Raw genomic sequence first — 14,891 nt, forward strand, 5'->3', positions numbered from 1 at the left:
CAAACACGTATTTTTACTCATAAGAACGTGCGCAGAGGACGCTGCTATGGAACTCCCCCACCCGATTCAAATTGGTATCAGTGCTTGCCTGCTCGGCGACCAAGTTCGTTATGATGGCGGCCACAAGCGCCTCCCTTTTGCTACCGATGAGCTCAGCCGACACTTCGACTTTGTAAAAGTCTGTCCCGAGCAGGCCATCGGTATGGGCGTACCGCGCCCAACCATCCGCCTGGTCGGCGACCCAGAGAATCCGCGCTTACAGGGCAGCAAGGAAGGCCCGGATCTGGATGTCACCGAGAAAATGCAGGTTTTCGCCAGCGACACTGCCGTAAAGCTCGGACATATCAGTGGCTATATTTTTTGCGCCAAGTCACCCAGCTGCGGCATGGAGCGCGTTCCCGTTGTCTCTGAAACGGGTCAGGGCTTAGGCAAGGTCGGCGTGGGCATTTATGCTCGCAAGCTGATGGAAGCCTTGCCGCTACTTCCCGTAGAGGAAAATGGCCGCTTGAACGACCTGCCCCTGCGAGAGAATTTTGTACTGCGCGTTATCGCTTACTCGCGTTGGCAAGCCATACAAGCAGAGGGGCTGACGGTGGCCGCACTGCAGGAATTCCATCGCCGGCATAAGTTTCTATTGCTCGCACACAACCAGTCTATCTATCGGCAGTTGGGGCCACTGGTCGCCGACACCCTTAGTGACAACCTAGAGAAAAGTGCCGACGAGTACATCCGACGCTTTATGGACGCTCTGAAGAAACCCGCGAACCCCAAAAACCATCGCAACACGCTGATGCATATTCAGGGCTTTTTCAAAGACCACTTGGAAAAAGAGGACCGAGCACAACTAACCAAGGTGATTGAGGACTACTCCAACGGCCTGCTGCCACTGCTGGTGCCACTGGAGATGCTCTCCATGTTTTTGAAAAAGTACCAAGTCGACTACTTATTGGATCAATACTATTTCGATCCGTATCCGCGCGACCTTAAATTGCGGGTGGGCCTGTGACAGCACTGGTCTGGTTTCGCAACGACCTTCGCAGCCTCGACCACGCCGCTCTCAGCGCCGCAGTGGCAGCCGGCCCCTGCCGGGCCGTCTACTTCCTGTGCCCGGCGCAGCTCGACGAACACGGCATTGCACCGATACGTCGCCACTATTTGCGCCGCGCATTGCAGGCCTTGGCGGAACAGCTCGCCGAATTGGGAATACCCTTCGACATTATCGATGCGGCGCATTTTCGCCATATTCCAAAGATGCTGGCGGACTACTGCCAGCAATACGGCATCGCACAAGTATTCGCGCATGAAGAGCTCCTGGTTGATGAAATGCAGCGCGATGCCGCCTGCAAGCGGGCGCTTTCAATTCCTTTGACGCTGCTTGATGATTGCCTGATTCATCCCAGCCTTGGTACCAAAGACGACGGCAGCGCCTATAAAGTGTTTACGCCGTATTCGCGCCGTGCCCGCCAGAGCTTGCGCGAGCACTTCCCACGCGTATTGCCACGCCCCCAAGCGCAAGCGGCCGCTACGGCGACCGCCCGCATTGAGGCCTTTGGCGAAGAGCGCGACTCCGACCCCTGGCCGGTGACAGAAAAGGCGGTGCTTGATCAACTTCGCGAATTCTGTGCCCAGCGCGCCGTCAAATACAGCGACCAGCGCAATTTTCCCGCTGTCGACGGCACCTCGCGCTTATCGGCGGCCTTAGCGCTGGGCGTTATCAGCCCCAGGCAATGCTTGGCGCGCCTGCAACTGGAGTGCGGCGAGGCCATGTGGGACGCCAAGTCCAGTGCCGGAAACTGGTTTAATGAATTACTGTGGCGCGAGTTTTACCGGCAAGTGGCCTTCCACTTTCCCCAAGTGGTTAAGGGCCGCGCCTTTCAAGCCGATACCGAAAGACTACGCTGGCGCAACAAGCGCGAACACTTCGCCGCCTGGCAAGCCGGGGAGACAGGCTACCCGATCGTCGATGCCGGCATGCGCCAGCTCGCCCAGACCGGCTGGATGCACAACCGCTTGCGCATGGTCACCGCGTCGTTCCTGTGCAAACACCTCCACATTGACTGGCGCTGGGGTGAGCGGCATTTTCTCGAGCAGCTTATCGACGCCGATTTCGCATCAAACAATGGCGGCTGGCAGTGGGCGGCCTCCACCGGCACCGATGCCGTGCCTTACTTCCGCATTTTTAATCCCACCACGCAGAGTCAGCGCTTCGACGCCGATGGCGAGTTCATCAAGCAGTTTATTCCCGAACTGCGCGAGCTCTCCGGCAAGGCGCTGCACCAACCCAAAAATGTCGCCGGCTACCCCCAGGCGATTGTCGACCACAAGGAAAGTCGCGAAACCTGTTTAGCACTTTTTCAGGAAATTAGAGACTAAAGCCCGGCAAGCCCTGTTGAGACTTTAACGCTGGCGCCGTCACAGCGCGGTGTTCTATGCTAGAGAACCAACGACGACGCCACCATCGATTACCGGGAGAAGATGTGAAACTACTTCGACACAGTCTATTGATCGTTAGCGCCGCCATGAGCCTGTCGGCAGCAGCGATGTCCAATGCGCAAACCGTGAGCGAGGCGAAAACCGTCTTCGGCATCAGTGAGTATGTCTATATCGAAGAACTGGGTGTCCGCTACAAAGCCAAAATTGACACTGGTGCAGAGAGCGCCTCCATCAACGCCATTAACCCAAAAGTGAAGAAGGGGCGCGGCGACGAGCCCGACATGGTGCACTTCGACTTGGTACTGCCCAGTGGCGAGCTCAAATCCGTTTCGCAGCCATTGGAGAAACACATCCGTATTATTCGTCGGGCTGGCGACATGGATGAAGACGACAAATACTACCACCGCCGCCCAGTGCTTGAATTGACCCTTTGTATCGGCGGCACCTCTCGTAAAGTTGAAGTGAACCTGGCCGATCGCCGACAATTTTCAAAGGCCATGCTGGTCGGCTCTGACCCATTGATAGCCTTCAACGCGATTGTCGACCCCAGCGAAAAATACCTTCAAGACAAAAATGCCTGCGCAAAAAAGGCAAAAAAACTCGATAAGGAGAGCGCCGAATGAAAGGCGTCAAACTGCACGTTAAAGTGCTTGCCGCAGCCTTGCTGTTACTCGGTGCGGCGGCCACGGCCTGGCAGATTTTTGCGTTGAACATTCCGGTCAGCGCGGAGACCACCGAGCCGGTCTGGGTTATCGACACCAAAATCAGCTTTAACGCACGGGAAAAAACGCCAGTGAAGGTGCAGATGTATCTGCCACCAAGCTGGAGTAAATTCATCACCCTTGATGAAAGCTTCATCGCTCGCAACTACGGGGTGAACATCGATGAACTAGAACAGAACCGGCGTGCTGTGTGGTCGGCACGCCGCGCCGAAGGTCAGCAGCAACTGTTCTACCGGCTGATGCTGACCCAGCGCAGCAATACGCGCCTGTCGAATGAAGAACCCGGCCCCCAGTTTCGCGAGAGCCCCAATCTCAAAGGTGTTGAAAAAGTGGCCGTTGAGGCCCTGCTAAAACCCATTCGCGAACATTCCGCCGATATTGAGACCTTTATTCGCGAAGCCATTAAGCTGATTAATGACAGCAGCAACGACAATGCGCGGCTGTTGCTGCGCAACGACTATTCTCAGCTGAGCAAGTCCCGCGTACTTGAGCTGTTGCTGTCTTCGGCCCACATTCCCGTTGAGCAGGTGCACACCCTGCGCCTGTTGAGCAGCGGCACCCAACAGCCCGAGCTGTGGATGCGCAGCTACAATGGCCAGCGCTGGCTGTACTTCAATACCGAAACCGGCGTCTTTGGCCTGCCCGATGACCGCATTGTGTGGTGGACGGGACGCGACCCACTGGTGAAAGTGGATGGCGGCCGACAGGTTAAGGTGGAAATCAATTCAACCCGGCAAACCATGAACTCCATCATGCTGGCGCAGAGCATTAATGAAAGCCGCCAGGAAAACAGCTGGGCGCTGTCGATGTACAGCCTGCCACTGCAGTCTCAGCAGACCTTTGAAATTATTCTGATGATTCCCATTGGGGTGATGTTGATCCTGTTCCTGCGCAACATTGTCGGCATTGAAACACTGGGCACCTTCACCCCCGTGTTAATCGGCTTGGCCTTCAGGGAAACGCAGGTGGTGTGGGGGATCATCCTCTTCACCACCATTTCTGCCCTCGGCCTGGGGCTGCGCTCCTACTTGGAGCACTTGCACCTGCAGTTACTGTCGCGGCTTTCGGTCGTGCTGACCTTCGTCGTCATTGTGATGGCGCTGATCAGTGTGCTCGGCCACCAACTGGGGCTCGACCGTGGCCTGTCGATTGCGCTGTTCCCAATGGTGATTCTGACCATGTCGATTGAGCGACTGTCGATCGTCTGGGAAGAGCGGGGCGGGCTGCACAGTCTAAAAGTGGGCATCGGCACCTTAATTGCCGCTACGCTGGCCCACTTGATGATGAGCTACGCACCGTGGATTTATTTCGTGTTTACCTTCCCCGGCGTGTTATTGATGCTAATGGCGATTATGCTGGCCATGGGCCACTACCGAGGCTATCGCATCAGCGAGTTATTCCGCTTTAAAGCAATGCTTAAGGACGGCCAATGACCTCGCTATTCAAAACCTGGAAGACCCTTCGCGAGAAGGGGATTATGGGTATCAACGAGCGCAACTCAGACTATGTGTTGCGCTATAACGCTCGCCACCTTTACCCCTTGGTCGACGACAAAATTCTCACCAAGCAAAAGGCGATAGACAACGGAATTCATGTGCCGCCCATGTACGGCATCATTGATTCCGAGAAACAAATTAGCCGGATTCGCGACATTATCGGCAGCCACCGTGACTTCGTCATCAAGCCGTCTCAGGGTGCTGGCGGTGATGGCATTATGGTGATCGCCGATCAATTCGAGGGCTATTACCGCAGCGCCGGGGGCCGCTTACTCAGCCTTGAGGATATTGAATTCCACCTGTCGGGCATACTCTCGGGAATCTATTCCCTCGGGGGTCATCGCGATCGCGCGCTAATCGAGTACCGCGTGATCCCCGACCCTATCTTCAGCGCTATCAGCTACGAGGGCGTGCCCGATATTCGCATCATCGTGCTAAAGGGCTATCCCGTTCTGGCGATGCTGCGCCTGCCCACCCGCCAGTCTGGCGGCAAGGCCAACCTCCACCAAGGCGCCATTGGCGTCGGCGTTGATCTGGCCACCGGCATCACCCTCGACGGCACCTGGCTGAACAAAAAGATTCAAACCCACCCCGACACCACCAACCCCGTTCGCGGTGTTGAACTGCCGTTTTGGGAGGGCTTTATTTCCCTGGCAACGCGCTGCTATGAGCTGACCGGCCTGGGTTATATCGGTGTTGATATGGTACTGGATAAGGACCTGGGCCCTATGATGTTAGAGCTCAACGCGCGGCCGGGGCTCAACATTCAAATCGCCAACGACACCGGCCTGTCGGCTCGCTGCCAAGCCGTCGAAGCCGAGATAGAGCGCCTGGAGAAACAGGGAGTTAACGCGCCAACACCCGACCAGCGCCTGGCGTTCTGCCAAAACACCTTTGCCAATGCCGAGTGCGCCGCCCTGGCGAAAGAACTCGCCGAGCAGCGCGCTGCGCAAGAGGCGGCCGATGAAGAAGCGGCGATACGCGCGGCCAGCAAACCGGGCGCAGACGATCCCTCGGTCGATGCCGGCATTCGCGTGCCCCAGTCAGGCAATCCACCGCCGGCCCAACAGTAGGGGCCATCGGCCCCTATGCAACCGCCTGCTCCAGAATCTCGCGACTTTCCTTTGGCGTTATCGCGCGATTTTCACCCAGCTTGACCATGCCGTGCGCTTCCAGCTGCGCAACAATTGCATCGATCGCTGCCGCTTTGTCAGCGCCGTGCTCAGTGAGCTGCGTGGCAACACCCAGACTGTGATAAAAGTGCTCAATCGCGTCGATACAGCGTTCAGCGAGATCTTCAGAATCTGACAAGCCAAAGACATTGCGCGCCATTTGCTCCAGTTTGTCGCGCTTGACGGCAATTTGATGGCGCAACAATGAGGGTTGAACAATGGCCAGTGAACGACCGTGATCCACCCCATAGAGTGCGGTGAGTTCATGGCCAATCATATGGGTTGCCCAGTCCTGCGGGACACCGCTGCCAATAAAACCATTCAACGCTTGGTTGGCAGCCAGCATCAAGTTCGCTCGCCAACTGTCAGCATCGCGCTCGGCGTACTGCTCGCCCAGGTTTTTAAGCGTTCTGAGCAGTGCTTCCGCATAGCCTTCCTGAACCATTGCCTCCGTGGGCAGGGTCAGATATTGCTCACACGTATGCACCCAGGCATCGACCAGGCCATTGGCAAGCTGGCGCTCGGGGAGCGTCTTCATCACATCTGGGTCGAGCACGGCAAAACCGGGCTGAACCGCTGGCGACATGAAATTCAACTTATCGCGGGTCGCCTTCTTCGTAATCACCGAGCCACCGTTAGACTCTGAGCCCGTCGCGGGCAGGGTCAGCACGGCGCCAATCGGCAGCGCTTGTTTTACCCGGTGTTTGCCCAGCAAGATATCCCAGCCCTCGCCGTCATACAGGGCGGCGGCGGCAACATATTTGGCGCCGTCAATAACCGAGCCTCCACCGACCGCCAGAATATAATCCAGACCACTGTCTTTTACTTGAGCAACCGCTTTGTCCAGGGTCTCAACCGTCGGGTTGGGTTCGACCCCGGCGAACTCCTGCCACTGATGCTCGGCTAAGGCGCTAACCACCTGCTCATACACACCGTTGGTCTTTATCGAGCCACCGCCATAGAGCAGCAAAACCTTGCGATCAGCGGGAATAGCGTCGGCGATACGGGCAATCTGGCCCTGGCCAAAATGAATTTGAGTTGGGTTCACAAACGAAAATTTCATACTAAACCTCATTGCTAACACAGGGAGTCGCGCCAACAGCAGCGCCACCATGCGATGTACAATACGAGCTATTAATGGGAATAAAAACCGCAATTACTGGATTTTATTTGCCTATTCCTGCCAAAATGCAAAAAACACCCACAAGCAATAATTCTATGAATACGATTAGTGAGCTGCTTCAGCGCTATATCAGCAGCCAATCGCTGGATACATTGGAAGGCAGCCGTAGCACGATAATTCCCGGTGTTCACATCTACCGGGCAAGCCGCGGCAGCGCCCGCCAGCCCTTTGTGTATCAGTCTGGCATTATCGTGATGGCCCAGGGCCGCAAACGCATTTATCTCAACGGCCAGCAAGTAGACTACGGCCCCGGCCGCTACTTGGTGCAAGGTGTACCGCTGCCACTCGAGTGCGAAGCACATAGCGACGGCAACTTACCCTTGCTGGGCATATCCATCAGCATTAATCCCGCATTGCTCCAGGAGCTCATTGACGCCACACCCAGCCTCGGCCAAAAGCGCGGCGATAGTGGCGACTGCGGCCTAAGCTCCGACCGCTTGAGCCCGAATATGAGCGACACGCTCAAACGCTTGCTCGAGGCCCTGCTTAGCCCCCAGGACGCACAGGTTCTGGGGCCGGCAATTGTTCGAGAGTTTATCTACCGAATACTGATTGGCCCGAAGGGGCATGTACTCACCGAGCTTGCTCAACACGATGGCCACTACGCACGCGTAGCGCGGGTATTGGTGCATATGCACCGGCATTATGCCGAAGACCTGAATGTCGATGCCCTGTCTGACTATGCGGGAATGAGTCCCTCGAGTTTTCATCGCGCCTTTCGCCAGGTGACCCGAGAAACACCCCTGCAATACTTAAAGAAACTGCGCCTGAGCAAGGCGAAAGAACTAATGGCCAACGAGGGACGGCGCGCAAATGAAGCCGCAATACTGGTCGGCTACCGCAGCCCCTCGCAATTCAGCCGCGAATTCAGACGCCATTTTCAGCAGGCACCGGCGCGTATGCTCAGCCAACGTTCGGCGTAGCGATACCCGCTATTGAGGGCGCAGCCCGGTTTTTTCGACGCGCTGTGATTTACTGAATATCACCAGTGCCAAGCCACCAATAATTGCCGCCGACACCAGCAAAAAGTGCAGGGTGAAAGGCTCGGCAAGTAGCAAAATACCGCCAAGTGCCGTCATTAGTGGCACGCTCAGCTGCACACTTGCCGCCGTTGTCGCCCGGAGCGCCGGCAGTGCGGAATACCATACGATATAGCCCAGCGCCGAAGCGCCCGCGCCGGATAGCAGGGCGTATACAACACCCTCTGCGCCTAACCGGGGCGGCTCAACGGCCCACATCGCCAGGCTAAGAAGCGCGGCAAAAGGCAGGGAGTAGAGGAAGTTGTGCGCAGAGATCACGCGCGGATCGCCCACCCTTCGCCCCAGCAAAGAGTAGACTCCCCACGCCGCGCCCGAGATCAACATAATGAGGTAAGCCAACAGCGAGGGGGCGCCCTCTAATGCGCCCGTGGCACTGGGCAGCATGAGTGCCAACAGGCCACCGTAGGCGAGGAGCAGACCCAGCCATTGCAAGCCGTTAAAGCGTTCCCCGCGGTAGAAGCCGTAGCCGATCATCACCGTTTGCACCGCGGCAAATAGAATCAGTGCCCCCGCGCCAGCGGATACTCGAGCGTAGGCATAGGAAAACGCCGCGGCATACGCAAACAATACAAAACCGGAGATAACGCGCGCGGATACCGGGGGAGAGACGTCGCGATGGGGAATGTTGCGTACCGCAATAATCGCCCACAACATAGCGGCTCCCGACAGCAGGCGCAGCGCTGTAAAACTGGCCGCATCTATCGTGCCGCCCAACAGCGCTGCACGACAAATAAGCGCATTGCCGGTGAAGGCTAACATCGACAGGGCGGTGAAAACAGCGATACGAAGTGGCGACATAAAACGGTCCACAAAGCGCGGGAAAGAAAGAGTATGAAGGGGCTTTTCGCTGATGCATAGGCTACTTTAGTCGCCACATAGCCGCGTCGCTAAGCCAGCGCGACTGGGCCGCGCTGGCGGGGTCAAACTAACTGGCGGAAGCGCTTAGCGGGCGGCGCGCTCTTGCTCAATAAGCTGCTCAGCCACCTTCAACATATTGGCTTTGCTGCCTGCTGCGCGGCCAGTAACCCGGTATTTGCCATTGACGATCAACTCCGGGGTACCCGCGATACCGTAACTACGCGCACGGGAATCGGCTTGTCGTACCTGGCTCTTCACACCAAAGGAGTCAAAGGTTTTACGAAAGGTCTCGGCATCAATATTGCTGTGCTCAAGAAACAGTTTTTCAATCGCATCGCGATTTCGCAGCGGGTTTTTCTTGAGGTTGATCTCGTCAAACAGCGGCTCGTGCACTTGGTCGAGAATGTTCAGCGCTTTGGCGGTATAAAAGGCCTGAGCGTGCAGCACCATTAAGTCGTTCCACATTGCCGGTGACTGCACAAACGCCACATCCTCGGGCAACTGTTTCGCCCACGCGCTCACCATAGGCTCGAAGTCAAAACAGTGGCTACAGCCGTACCAAAAAACTTCCACGACTTCGATTTTATTCGCATCGGATGTGCGTACCGGCTGGGCAATACGAACAAAGCCTTCGCCGTTAACCGCTGTGGCTGGTGGCGCGGTGCGCGTTTCAGCGGTCGTTTTAGCAGCAACCTGGGCGGTCTGCCCACCTGTCGCATCACCATTGCTACAGGCCGATACCAACAGCGCCATCAGGCCAAACAGATACATTGAGATGTGTTTCTTCATCATTCCCATCCTAGTTACTTATGCGAGTCGAGTGCGCGATGCCGATAGAGTGTATCAGACACGCCGACGGCTGTGCGGTTCCTACAGCTCAACAATTCAACGGCGAAAAAAAAGGCGGCTATTGCCGCCTTTCACAAACTCTGCACGCCTTAGTTATGCAGACCTTGAATGAAGTTTGAGACCGCTTCAATCTCGGCATCGCTCATTTTGAAAGCGATCATGCGCATGGTCTTCGCTTCGCCGTCATTGTCGCGACCTTCGCGTCCATCCATTGCTGCACGGAAAGCCTTAAGCTGCGCTGCGGTGTAGTCAGCGTATTGGCCGCTTAATTTGGGGAAGCCTGCTGCTGCCATCCCTGCACCCGTAGGAGAGTGACAAGCAGAGCACGCTGGAATACCGCGCTCGGCAATGCCGCCACGGTATATCGCTTCGCCTTTTTTAACCAGCGCCGGATCCGCTTGGCCAACAGAGCCTGTCTGGCTCGCGTAGTAAGCGGCGATATCGGCAATGTCCTGATCGCTCAGGTTGTCGGTCTGGCCGGCCATCATTGGCACAGGACGCGCACCCGACTTGATGTCATGAATTTGCTTGATCAGGTAGCGCTCACCCTGGCCAGCCAATTTCGGAAAGGTGGGTGCCGGGCTGTTGCCGTCTTGACCGTGACAGGCGGCGCATGAGGCAGATTTTGACTTGCCGGCAGCAGCGTTACCTTCCACAGCCACCGCAACATTACTCAGCAGCAGGGAAGCAAGAAAAACTAGCAAAGGTTTGTTCATGATCACTTACTCTTTAAAAACAGAAGTTCTAGCGCGCCTTACTTGGCCGTCGCCATATACTCAATCAGCGCTTGGAAGTCGGCATCGCTGCAATCAAAGCACAAACCCATTGGCGGCATAGCGTTCAAGCCTTCACGAGCGTGTTTTACGAGCGTTTCCATTCCCTTTTCCAAACGCGGAGTCCAGGCGGCAACATCACCAGTTTTCGGCGCGCCATTGGCACCAAAACCGTGACAGGCGTAACACGACTTCTTGTAACGCGCCTCGACATCGGCGTTGGCACTAGCGGCTACGCTGGTAATGGCAAGAAGTACTGCGAATAAGCATTTTTTCATGGTTTACCCTCTCTTCTGACCGGCGCCCGCGATGAAAGCTGCGACACGCTGGGTGATGACCCCCAGTAAAAACTGCGGCATTATACACAACAAGCCCGAGTCTGGGCCATTTTTTGGCTCCCCCAGACTTGCTATGCACCGCAATACTCCCCCGGATATTTTATGCCCAAGGCCAATTCTGTTAATTACCGCCGTGCCGTCTACATGAAAAGTGCACCCAAACTTGCCCAATGCCCCGAAGACAGCGGCGCGGAGGTCGCATTTGCCGGCCGTTCGAACGCAGGCAAGTCGAGTGCCATTAATCGCTTGACGGAAAACAGCAAGATGGCCAAGACCAGTAAAACACCAGGTCGTACCCAGCTTATCAACTTTTTCTCTGTGAACGAACAAGACAGCATGCGACTTGTTGACCTACCCGGCTACGGTTTCGCCAAAGTGCCGCTGAAGGTGAAGCAAGAATGGGAACGCAATCTGGAGTATTACCTGCAGCACCGCCAATCACTGCGCGGCCTGGTGCTAATGATGGATATTCGCCACCCGCTCACCGGCTTCGACACCACCATGCTGAATTGGGCTCACCAGGCGGGGATGCCGGTTCGCATCCTGCTGACAAAGGCCGACAAACTCAAGCGCGGGCCGGCGATGTCGACCCTACTACAAGTGCGAAAAGCCCTTCAGCCCTACGGCGGGCTGGTAAACGCGCAGCTGTTTTCAGCACCGCGTGGCGACGGTCTGGATGACCTTCGCGAACAGCTCGACGTGTGGCTAACCGCTCGCTTTGAAGGAGACGAGGAGCTCGACGACCTCCACTGAGACCCCGCGCTAGTGCGCCTCGTCCCAGTTATCGCCACTGCCCACTCCTACCTCTAACGGTATAGCCAGCTCGGCAGCGCTCTCCATCAACGCGACAACACGCTCTTGAACGCTATCGAGCTGATCCTCGGCAACCTCAAGAATCAGTTCGTCGTGAACCTGCATAATCATTTTCGCGTCGGGCTGCTGCTCGCTCAGATAGTCATCCACGGCGATCATTGCCCGCTTGATAATATCGGCAGCCGTGCCTTGCATAGGGGCATTGATTGCCGTGCGCTCGGCAGCCTGACGCCGCTGGCCATTGCGCGCATTAATTTCCGGCAGGTGCAGGCGGCGGCCGAACAGGGTTTCCACATAGCCCTTTTCCGCCGCGCGCGCGCGGGTATTGTCCATATACTCTCTGACGCCCGGGTAGCGCTCAAAGTAGAGGTCGATATATTGCTGGGCCTCGTTGCGCCCGATATGGAGCTGGCGCCCCAAGCCAAAGGCCGACATGCCGTAGATCAGCCCAAAGTTAATGGCTTTGGCGTTGCGGCGCTGCTCATCGCTCACGGCGTCTAACTCCACACCGAATACCTCAGCAGCCGTGGCGCGGTGAATGTCCTCGCCATTTTTAAAGGCGTTGATCAGGCCCTCGTCACCAGAGAGGTGGGCCATTATGCGAAGCTCGATTTGCGAATAGTCCGCCGCCAGTATTTTGTAACCCTGCGGCGCAACGAAGGCCTTTCGTATGCGGCGGCCTTCGGCACTGCGAATGGGAATGTTCTGCAGGTTAGGGTCAGACGACGACAAGCGCCCGGTAGCGGCAACAGCCTGATGGTAGGAGGTATGCACGCGCCCGGTTTGCGGGTCGATCAACTGCGGTAACTTGTCGGTATACGTCGACTTCAGTTTCGCCAACCCGCGGTAATCGAGAATAACTTGCGGCAGGGGGTAGTCGTGAGCCAGCTCAACGAGCACTTCTTCGGCCGTAGACGGCGCGCCCTTGGGCGTTTTGCGGATGACGGGGATTTCCAGTCGGTCAAACAGAATTTCACCCAGCTGCTTGGGCGAGGACAAATTAAACTCGCCACCGGCAATGTCGTAGGCCTGCTGCTCCAGCTGCTTGAGCTTGTCGGCAATCTCCATGCTCTGCACCGCCAACATGTCTCGGCTAATCAGGGCGCCGTTGCGCTCGATCCGTGACAGCACTCCCACCAAGGGCAATTCAATATCCCGGTACACGGAAACAAGGGATGGCGCCTCGCTAAGCTTGGGCGCCAGGGCCTGATGCAAGCATAGGGTGATGTCGGCATCCTCAGCGGCGTAGGGGCCGGCTTGCTCGAGTGCGATTTGATTAAAACTAAGCTGCTTAGCGCCTTTGCCCGCAATGTCTTCAAAGTGAATGGTTGATTGGCCCAGGTATTTCAACGCCAGGCTATCCATATCGTGACGACTGCCCGTGGAATCCAGCACATACGACTCAAGCATGGTGTCTTCGGCGATACCCCGCAGGGTAATGCCGTGGTTCGCCAAAACATTCGCATCGTACTTAAGGTTTTGCCCCAGCTTGGCGACCTTGGCATCTTCCAACAAGGGCTTTAACGCGCCGAGCACGCGCTCCTCACTGAGCTGCGTTGGCGCGTCGATATAGTCGTGGCCAAAGGGCACATAGGCCGCCTCGCCGGGCTCAATGGCAAAAGACACCCCAACAACCCGGGCCTGCATATAATTCAGACTGGTTGTCTCGGTATCGAAGGCGAACAATGCCGCTGCGCTCAGTCGATCCAGCCACTGCTGAAAACTCTCCTCGTCGAGAATAACGCTGTACTGCTTCTCCGAGGAGGGGTTACCAGGCTGATCGTCGCCTACCTCGGCTGCAGCTGCCCCCTCATTGCGCTGCAGCTCGTCGACCCAACCTTTAAACTCCATGTCGCGAAACAGCGCCAATAACTGCTCATTGTCGACGCTACCCGGCTGAAGATCCGCCACCGCAACATCGAGCGCCACATCGCACTTAATCGTGGCCAACTCGTAGGACAACTCAGCCGCCTCGCGCGAGGCCTCTAACTTTTTCGCCAGGCTCTTGGCGCCGCGAATGGATAGGTCCGCAACCTCATCTAGCCGGGCATAGATATCTTTTATGCCACCCAGGGCCTGCAGCAGGGCCAGGGCGGTTTTTTCGCCAACGCCAGCCACGCCCGGAATATTGTCGACTTTGTCCCCCATTAGCGCGAGGTAGTCGATAATCAGCGAGGGTGGGATACCAAATTTTTCGGCGACGGCAGCCTCATCCATTTTGGTATCGGTCATGGTATTCACCAACGTGACATGGGCATTCACTAGCTGCGCCATATCCTTATCTCCGGTCGACACCACCACCGGCCGCTCCGCGCCCGCCTGGGCCGCCAGGGTGCCAATCACATCGTCGGCTTCCACACCGTCGATCACCAGTCTCGGCAAACCCATGGCGTCGACAATGTCGTGAATAGGCTGAATTTGCGCCCGCAGGTCGTCCGGCATCGGTGGGCGGTTCGCCTTGTAGTCACTGTACATGTCGTCGCGAAAGGTTTTGCCCTTGGCGTCAAATACCACGGCAATGGGGCTATCGGGGTAATCCTTCTGCAGGCGGCGCAACATGCTGATAACCCCTTTCACCGCACCGGTGGGCTGCCCTTTGGAATTGGTCAGCGGGGGCAAGGCATGGAAGGCCCGGTATAAATAAGAAGAGCCGTCTACCAGTACAAGAGGGGTTGTCGCAGTCATTTTTAAGAATATTCATTGCCAATTGGGGAAGCCGCGAGTGTACCACGAAGGCTGCTGACGGGCGGCAAGCTCGAGCCCCTACAACCTGTTACCCAAAATCACCCCAAGTAACACACCAAAAAGCCCATGAACACTGCATTACACGAAAATGAACAAAAATTAAGCATCGACAACCATCAATATTGTGTTACCTTACGTAACACAAGGTAACAAAGCTATCTTGTTCGGGGCACAAACGCCCCACAGAGGAGAAAGAGAGATGAAAAAGCTAAGCAGCGCAGTACTACTTTTGATTGCCAGCACCGCAGCGTTTGCCGCTGACGAGGACACGGCGTCGGGCGCGCCGCTGGTATTAGCCTACAGTGAAGCCACCGCAAGTTATGCACCGGAGAATACGGCTGTTAACAACACCGTTAATGCCGAACGCGTACTGGCAAACACACTGGATGTGGTCTCAGCCTCACTGAGCGTAGCACTGGACAACTTCGAAGCGCCGTCACTGCCTGGCGCCAAAAACCTCGACCAGTAA

General features: G+C 56.5%; 14 protein-coding genes. 8 read left to right on the forward strand and 6 right to left on the reverse strand.

The genetic code is table 11. The annotated features are described in order from the left end of the window. The first annotated feature begins 46 nt into the window (after positions 1 to 46). The 5 genes from HNR64_RS01660 to HNR64_RS01680 all read left to right on the forward strand — a co-directional run bounded on the left by HNR64_RS01660 (position 47) and on the right by HNR64_RS01680 (position 5,724). Positions 47 to 1,006 (forward strand): YbgA family protein, encoded by a 960-nt coding sequence (locus HNR64_RS01660; RefSeq protein ID WP_204994870.1) that lies wholly within the window; start codon positions 47 to 49, stop codon positions 1,004 to 1,006. Next, positions 1,003 to 2,373: a deoxyribodipyrimidine photo-lyase gene (gene phrB / locus HNR64_RS01665; RefSeq protein ID WP_204994871.1), complete on the forward strand. Its 1,371-nt coding sequence runs from the start codon at positions 1,003 to 1,005 to the stop codon at positions 2,371 to 2,373. Before HNR64_RS01660 ends, phrB begins: the two co-directional genes overlap by 4 nt. Before the next feature lie 104 nt (positions 2,374 to 2,477). Beyond that, positions 2,478 to 3,056, forward strand: coding sequence for an ATP-dependent zinc protease family protein (locus HNR64_RS01670; RefSeq protein ID WP_204994872.1), 579 nt, complete (start codon positions 2,478 to 2,480; stop codon positions 3,054 to 3,056). Beyond that, a complete protein-coding gene (locus HNR64_RS01675) occupies positions 3,053 to 4,588 on the forward strand; it encodes an inactive transglutaminase family protein (RefSeq protein WP_204994873.1) in 1,536 nt (511 codons plus the stop codon). Before HNR64_RS01670 ends, HNR64_RS01675 begins: the two co-directional genes overlap by 4 nt. Next, entirely contained in the window at positions 4,585 to 5,724 is a 1,140-nt protein-coding gene (locus HNR64_RS01680) for an alpha-L-glutamate ligase-like protein (protein ID WP_204994874.1), read from the forward strand. The genes HNR64_RS01675 and HNR64_RS01680 overlap by 4 nt, the downstream gene beginning before the upstream one ends. Before the next feature lie 13 nt (positions 5,725 to 5,737). On the opposite strand, the gene HNR64_RS01685 is transcribed toward HNR64_RS01680, so the two are convergent. Continuing rightward, positions 5,738 to 6,886, reverse strand: coding sequence for an iron-containing alcohol dehydrogenase (locus HNR64_RS01685; protein WP_204994875.1), 1,149 nt, complete (start codon positions 6,884 to 6,886; stop codon positions 5,738 to 5,740). A gap of 155 nt (positions 6,887 to 7,041) precedes the next feature. Between HNR64_RS01685 and HNR64_RS01690 the strand changes: the two genes are divergently transcribed. Then, positions 7,042 to 7,929, forward strand: coding sequence for an AraC family transcriptional regulator (locus tag HNR64_RS01690; RefSeq protein WP_204994876.1), 888 nt, complete (start codon positions 7,042 to 7,044; stop codon positions 7,927 to 7,929). A gap of 9 nt (positions 7,930 to 7,938) precedes the next feature. Here the strand turns inward: HNR64_RS01690 and HNR64_RS01695 are convergent, their stop codons facing one another. From HNR64_RS01695 to HNR64_RS01710, 4 genes are all read right to left on the reverse strand, one after another. Continuing rightward, a complete protein-coding gene (locus tag HNR64_RS01695; protein WP_204994877.1) occupies positions 7,939 to 8,844 on the reverse strand; it encodes a DMT family transporter in 906 nt (301 codons plus the stop codon). A 144-nt stretch (positions 8,845 to 8,988) separates the two neighbouring features. After that, positions 8,989 to 9,696, reverse strand: a complete 708-nt coding sequence (locus HNR64_RS01700; protein WP_239547420.1) for a thiol:disulfide interchange protein DsbA/DsbL — start codon at positions 9,694 to 9,696, stop codon at positions 8,989 to 8,991. Positions 9,697 to 9,842: 146 nt separating this feature from the next. Beyond that, positions 9,843 to 10,469: a c-type cytochrome gene (locus HNR64_RS01705; protein WP_027873374.1), complete on the reverse strand. Its 627-nt coding sequence runs from the start codon at positions 10,467 to 10,469 to the stop codon at positions 9,843 to 9,845. A 38-nt stretch (positions 10,470 to 10,507) separates the two neighbouring features. Continuing rightward, positions 10,508 to 10,804 carry a c-type cytochrome gene (locus HNR64_RS01710; protein ID WP_204994878.1) on the reverse strand — a complete coding sequence of 99 codons (297 nt, stop codon included), beginning with the start codon at positions 10,802 to 10,804 and terminating at the stop codon, positions 10,508 to 10,510. Between the two features lie 162 nt (positions 10,805 to 10,966). Here HNR64_RS01710 and yihA point away from each other — a divergent pair, with 162 nt between their 5' ends. Further along, positions 10,967 to 11,617, forward strand: a complete 651-nt coding sequence (gene yihA / locus HNR64_RS01715) for a ribosome biogenesis GTP-binding protein YihA/YsxC (protein ID WP_204994879.1) — start codon at positions 10,967 to 10,969, stop codon at positions 11,615 to 11,617. Between the two features lie 9 nt (positions 11,618 to 11,626). Here yihA and polA read toward each other — a convergent pair whose 3' ends face one another. After that, on the reverse strand, positions 11,627 to 14,362 hold the full coding sequence (polA, locus tag HNR64_RS01720; RefSeq protein WP_204994880.1) for a DNA polymerase I: 2,736 nt from the start codon (positions 14,360 to 14,362) through the stop codon (positions 11,627 to 11,629). A gap of 259 nt (positions 14,363 to 14,621) precedes the next feature. Here polA and HNR64_RS01725 point away from each other — a divergent pair, with 259 nt between their 5' ends. Then, positions 14,622 to 14,891, forward strand: a complete 270-nt coding sequence (locus HNR64_RS01725; protein ID WP_204994881.1) for a hypothetical protein — start codon at positions 14,622 to 14,624, stop codon at positions 14,889 to 14,891.

This window comes from Spongiibacter marinus, from assembly GCF_016906995.1.
Taxonomy (GTDB): Bacteria; Pseudomonadota; Gammaproteobacteria; order Pseudomonadales; family Spongiibacteraceae; genus Spongiibacter; species Spongiibacter marinus.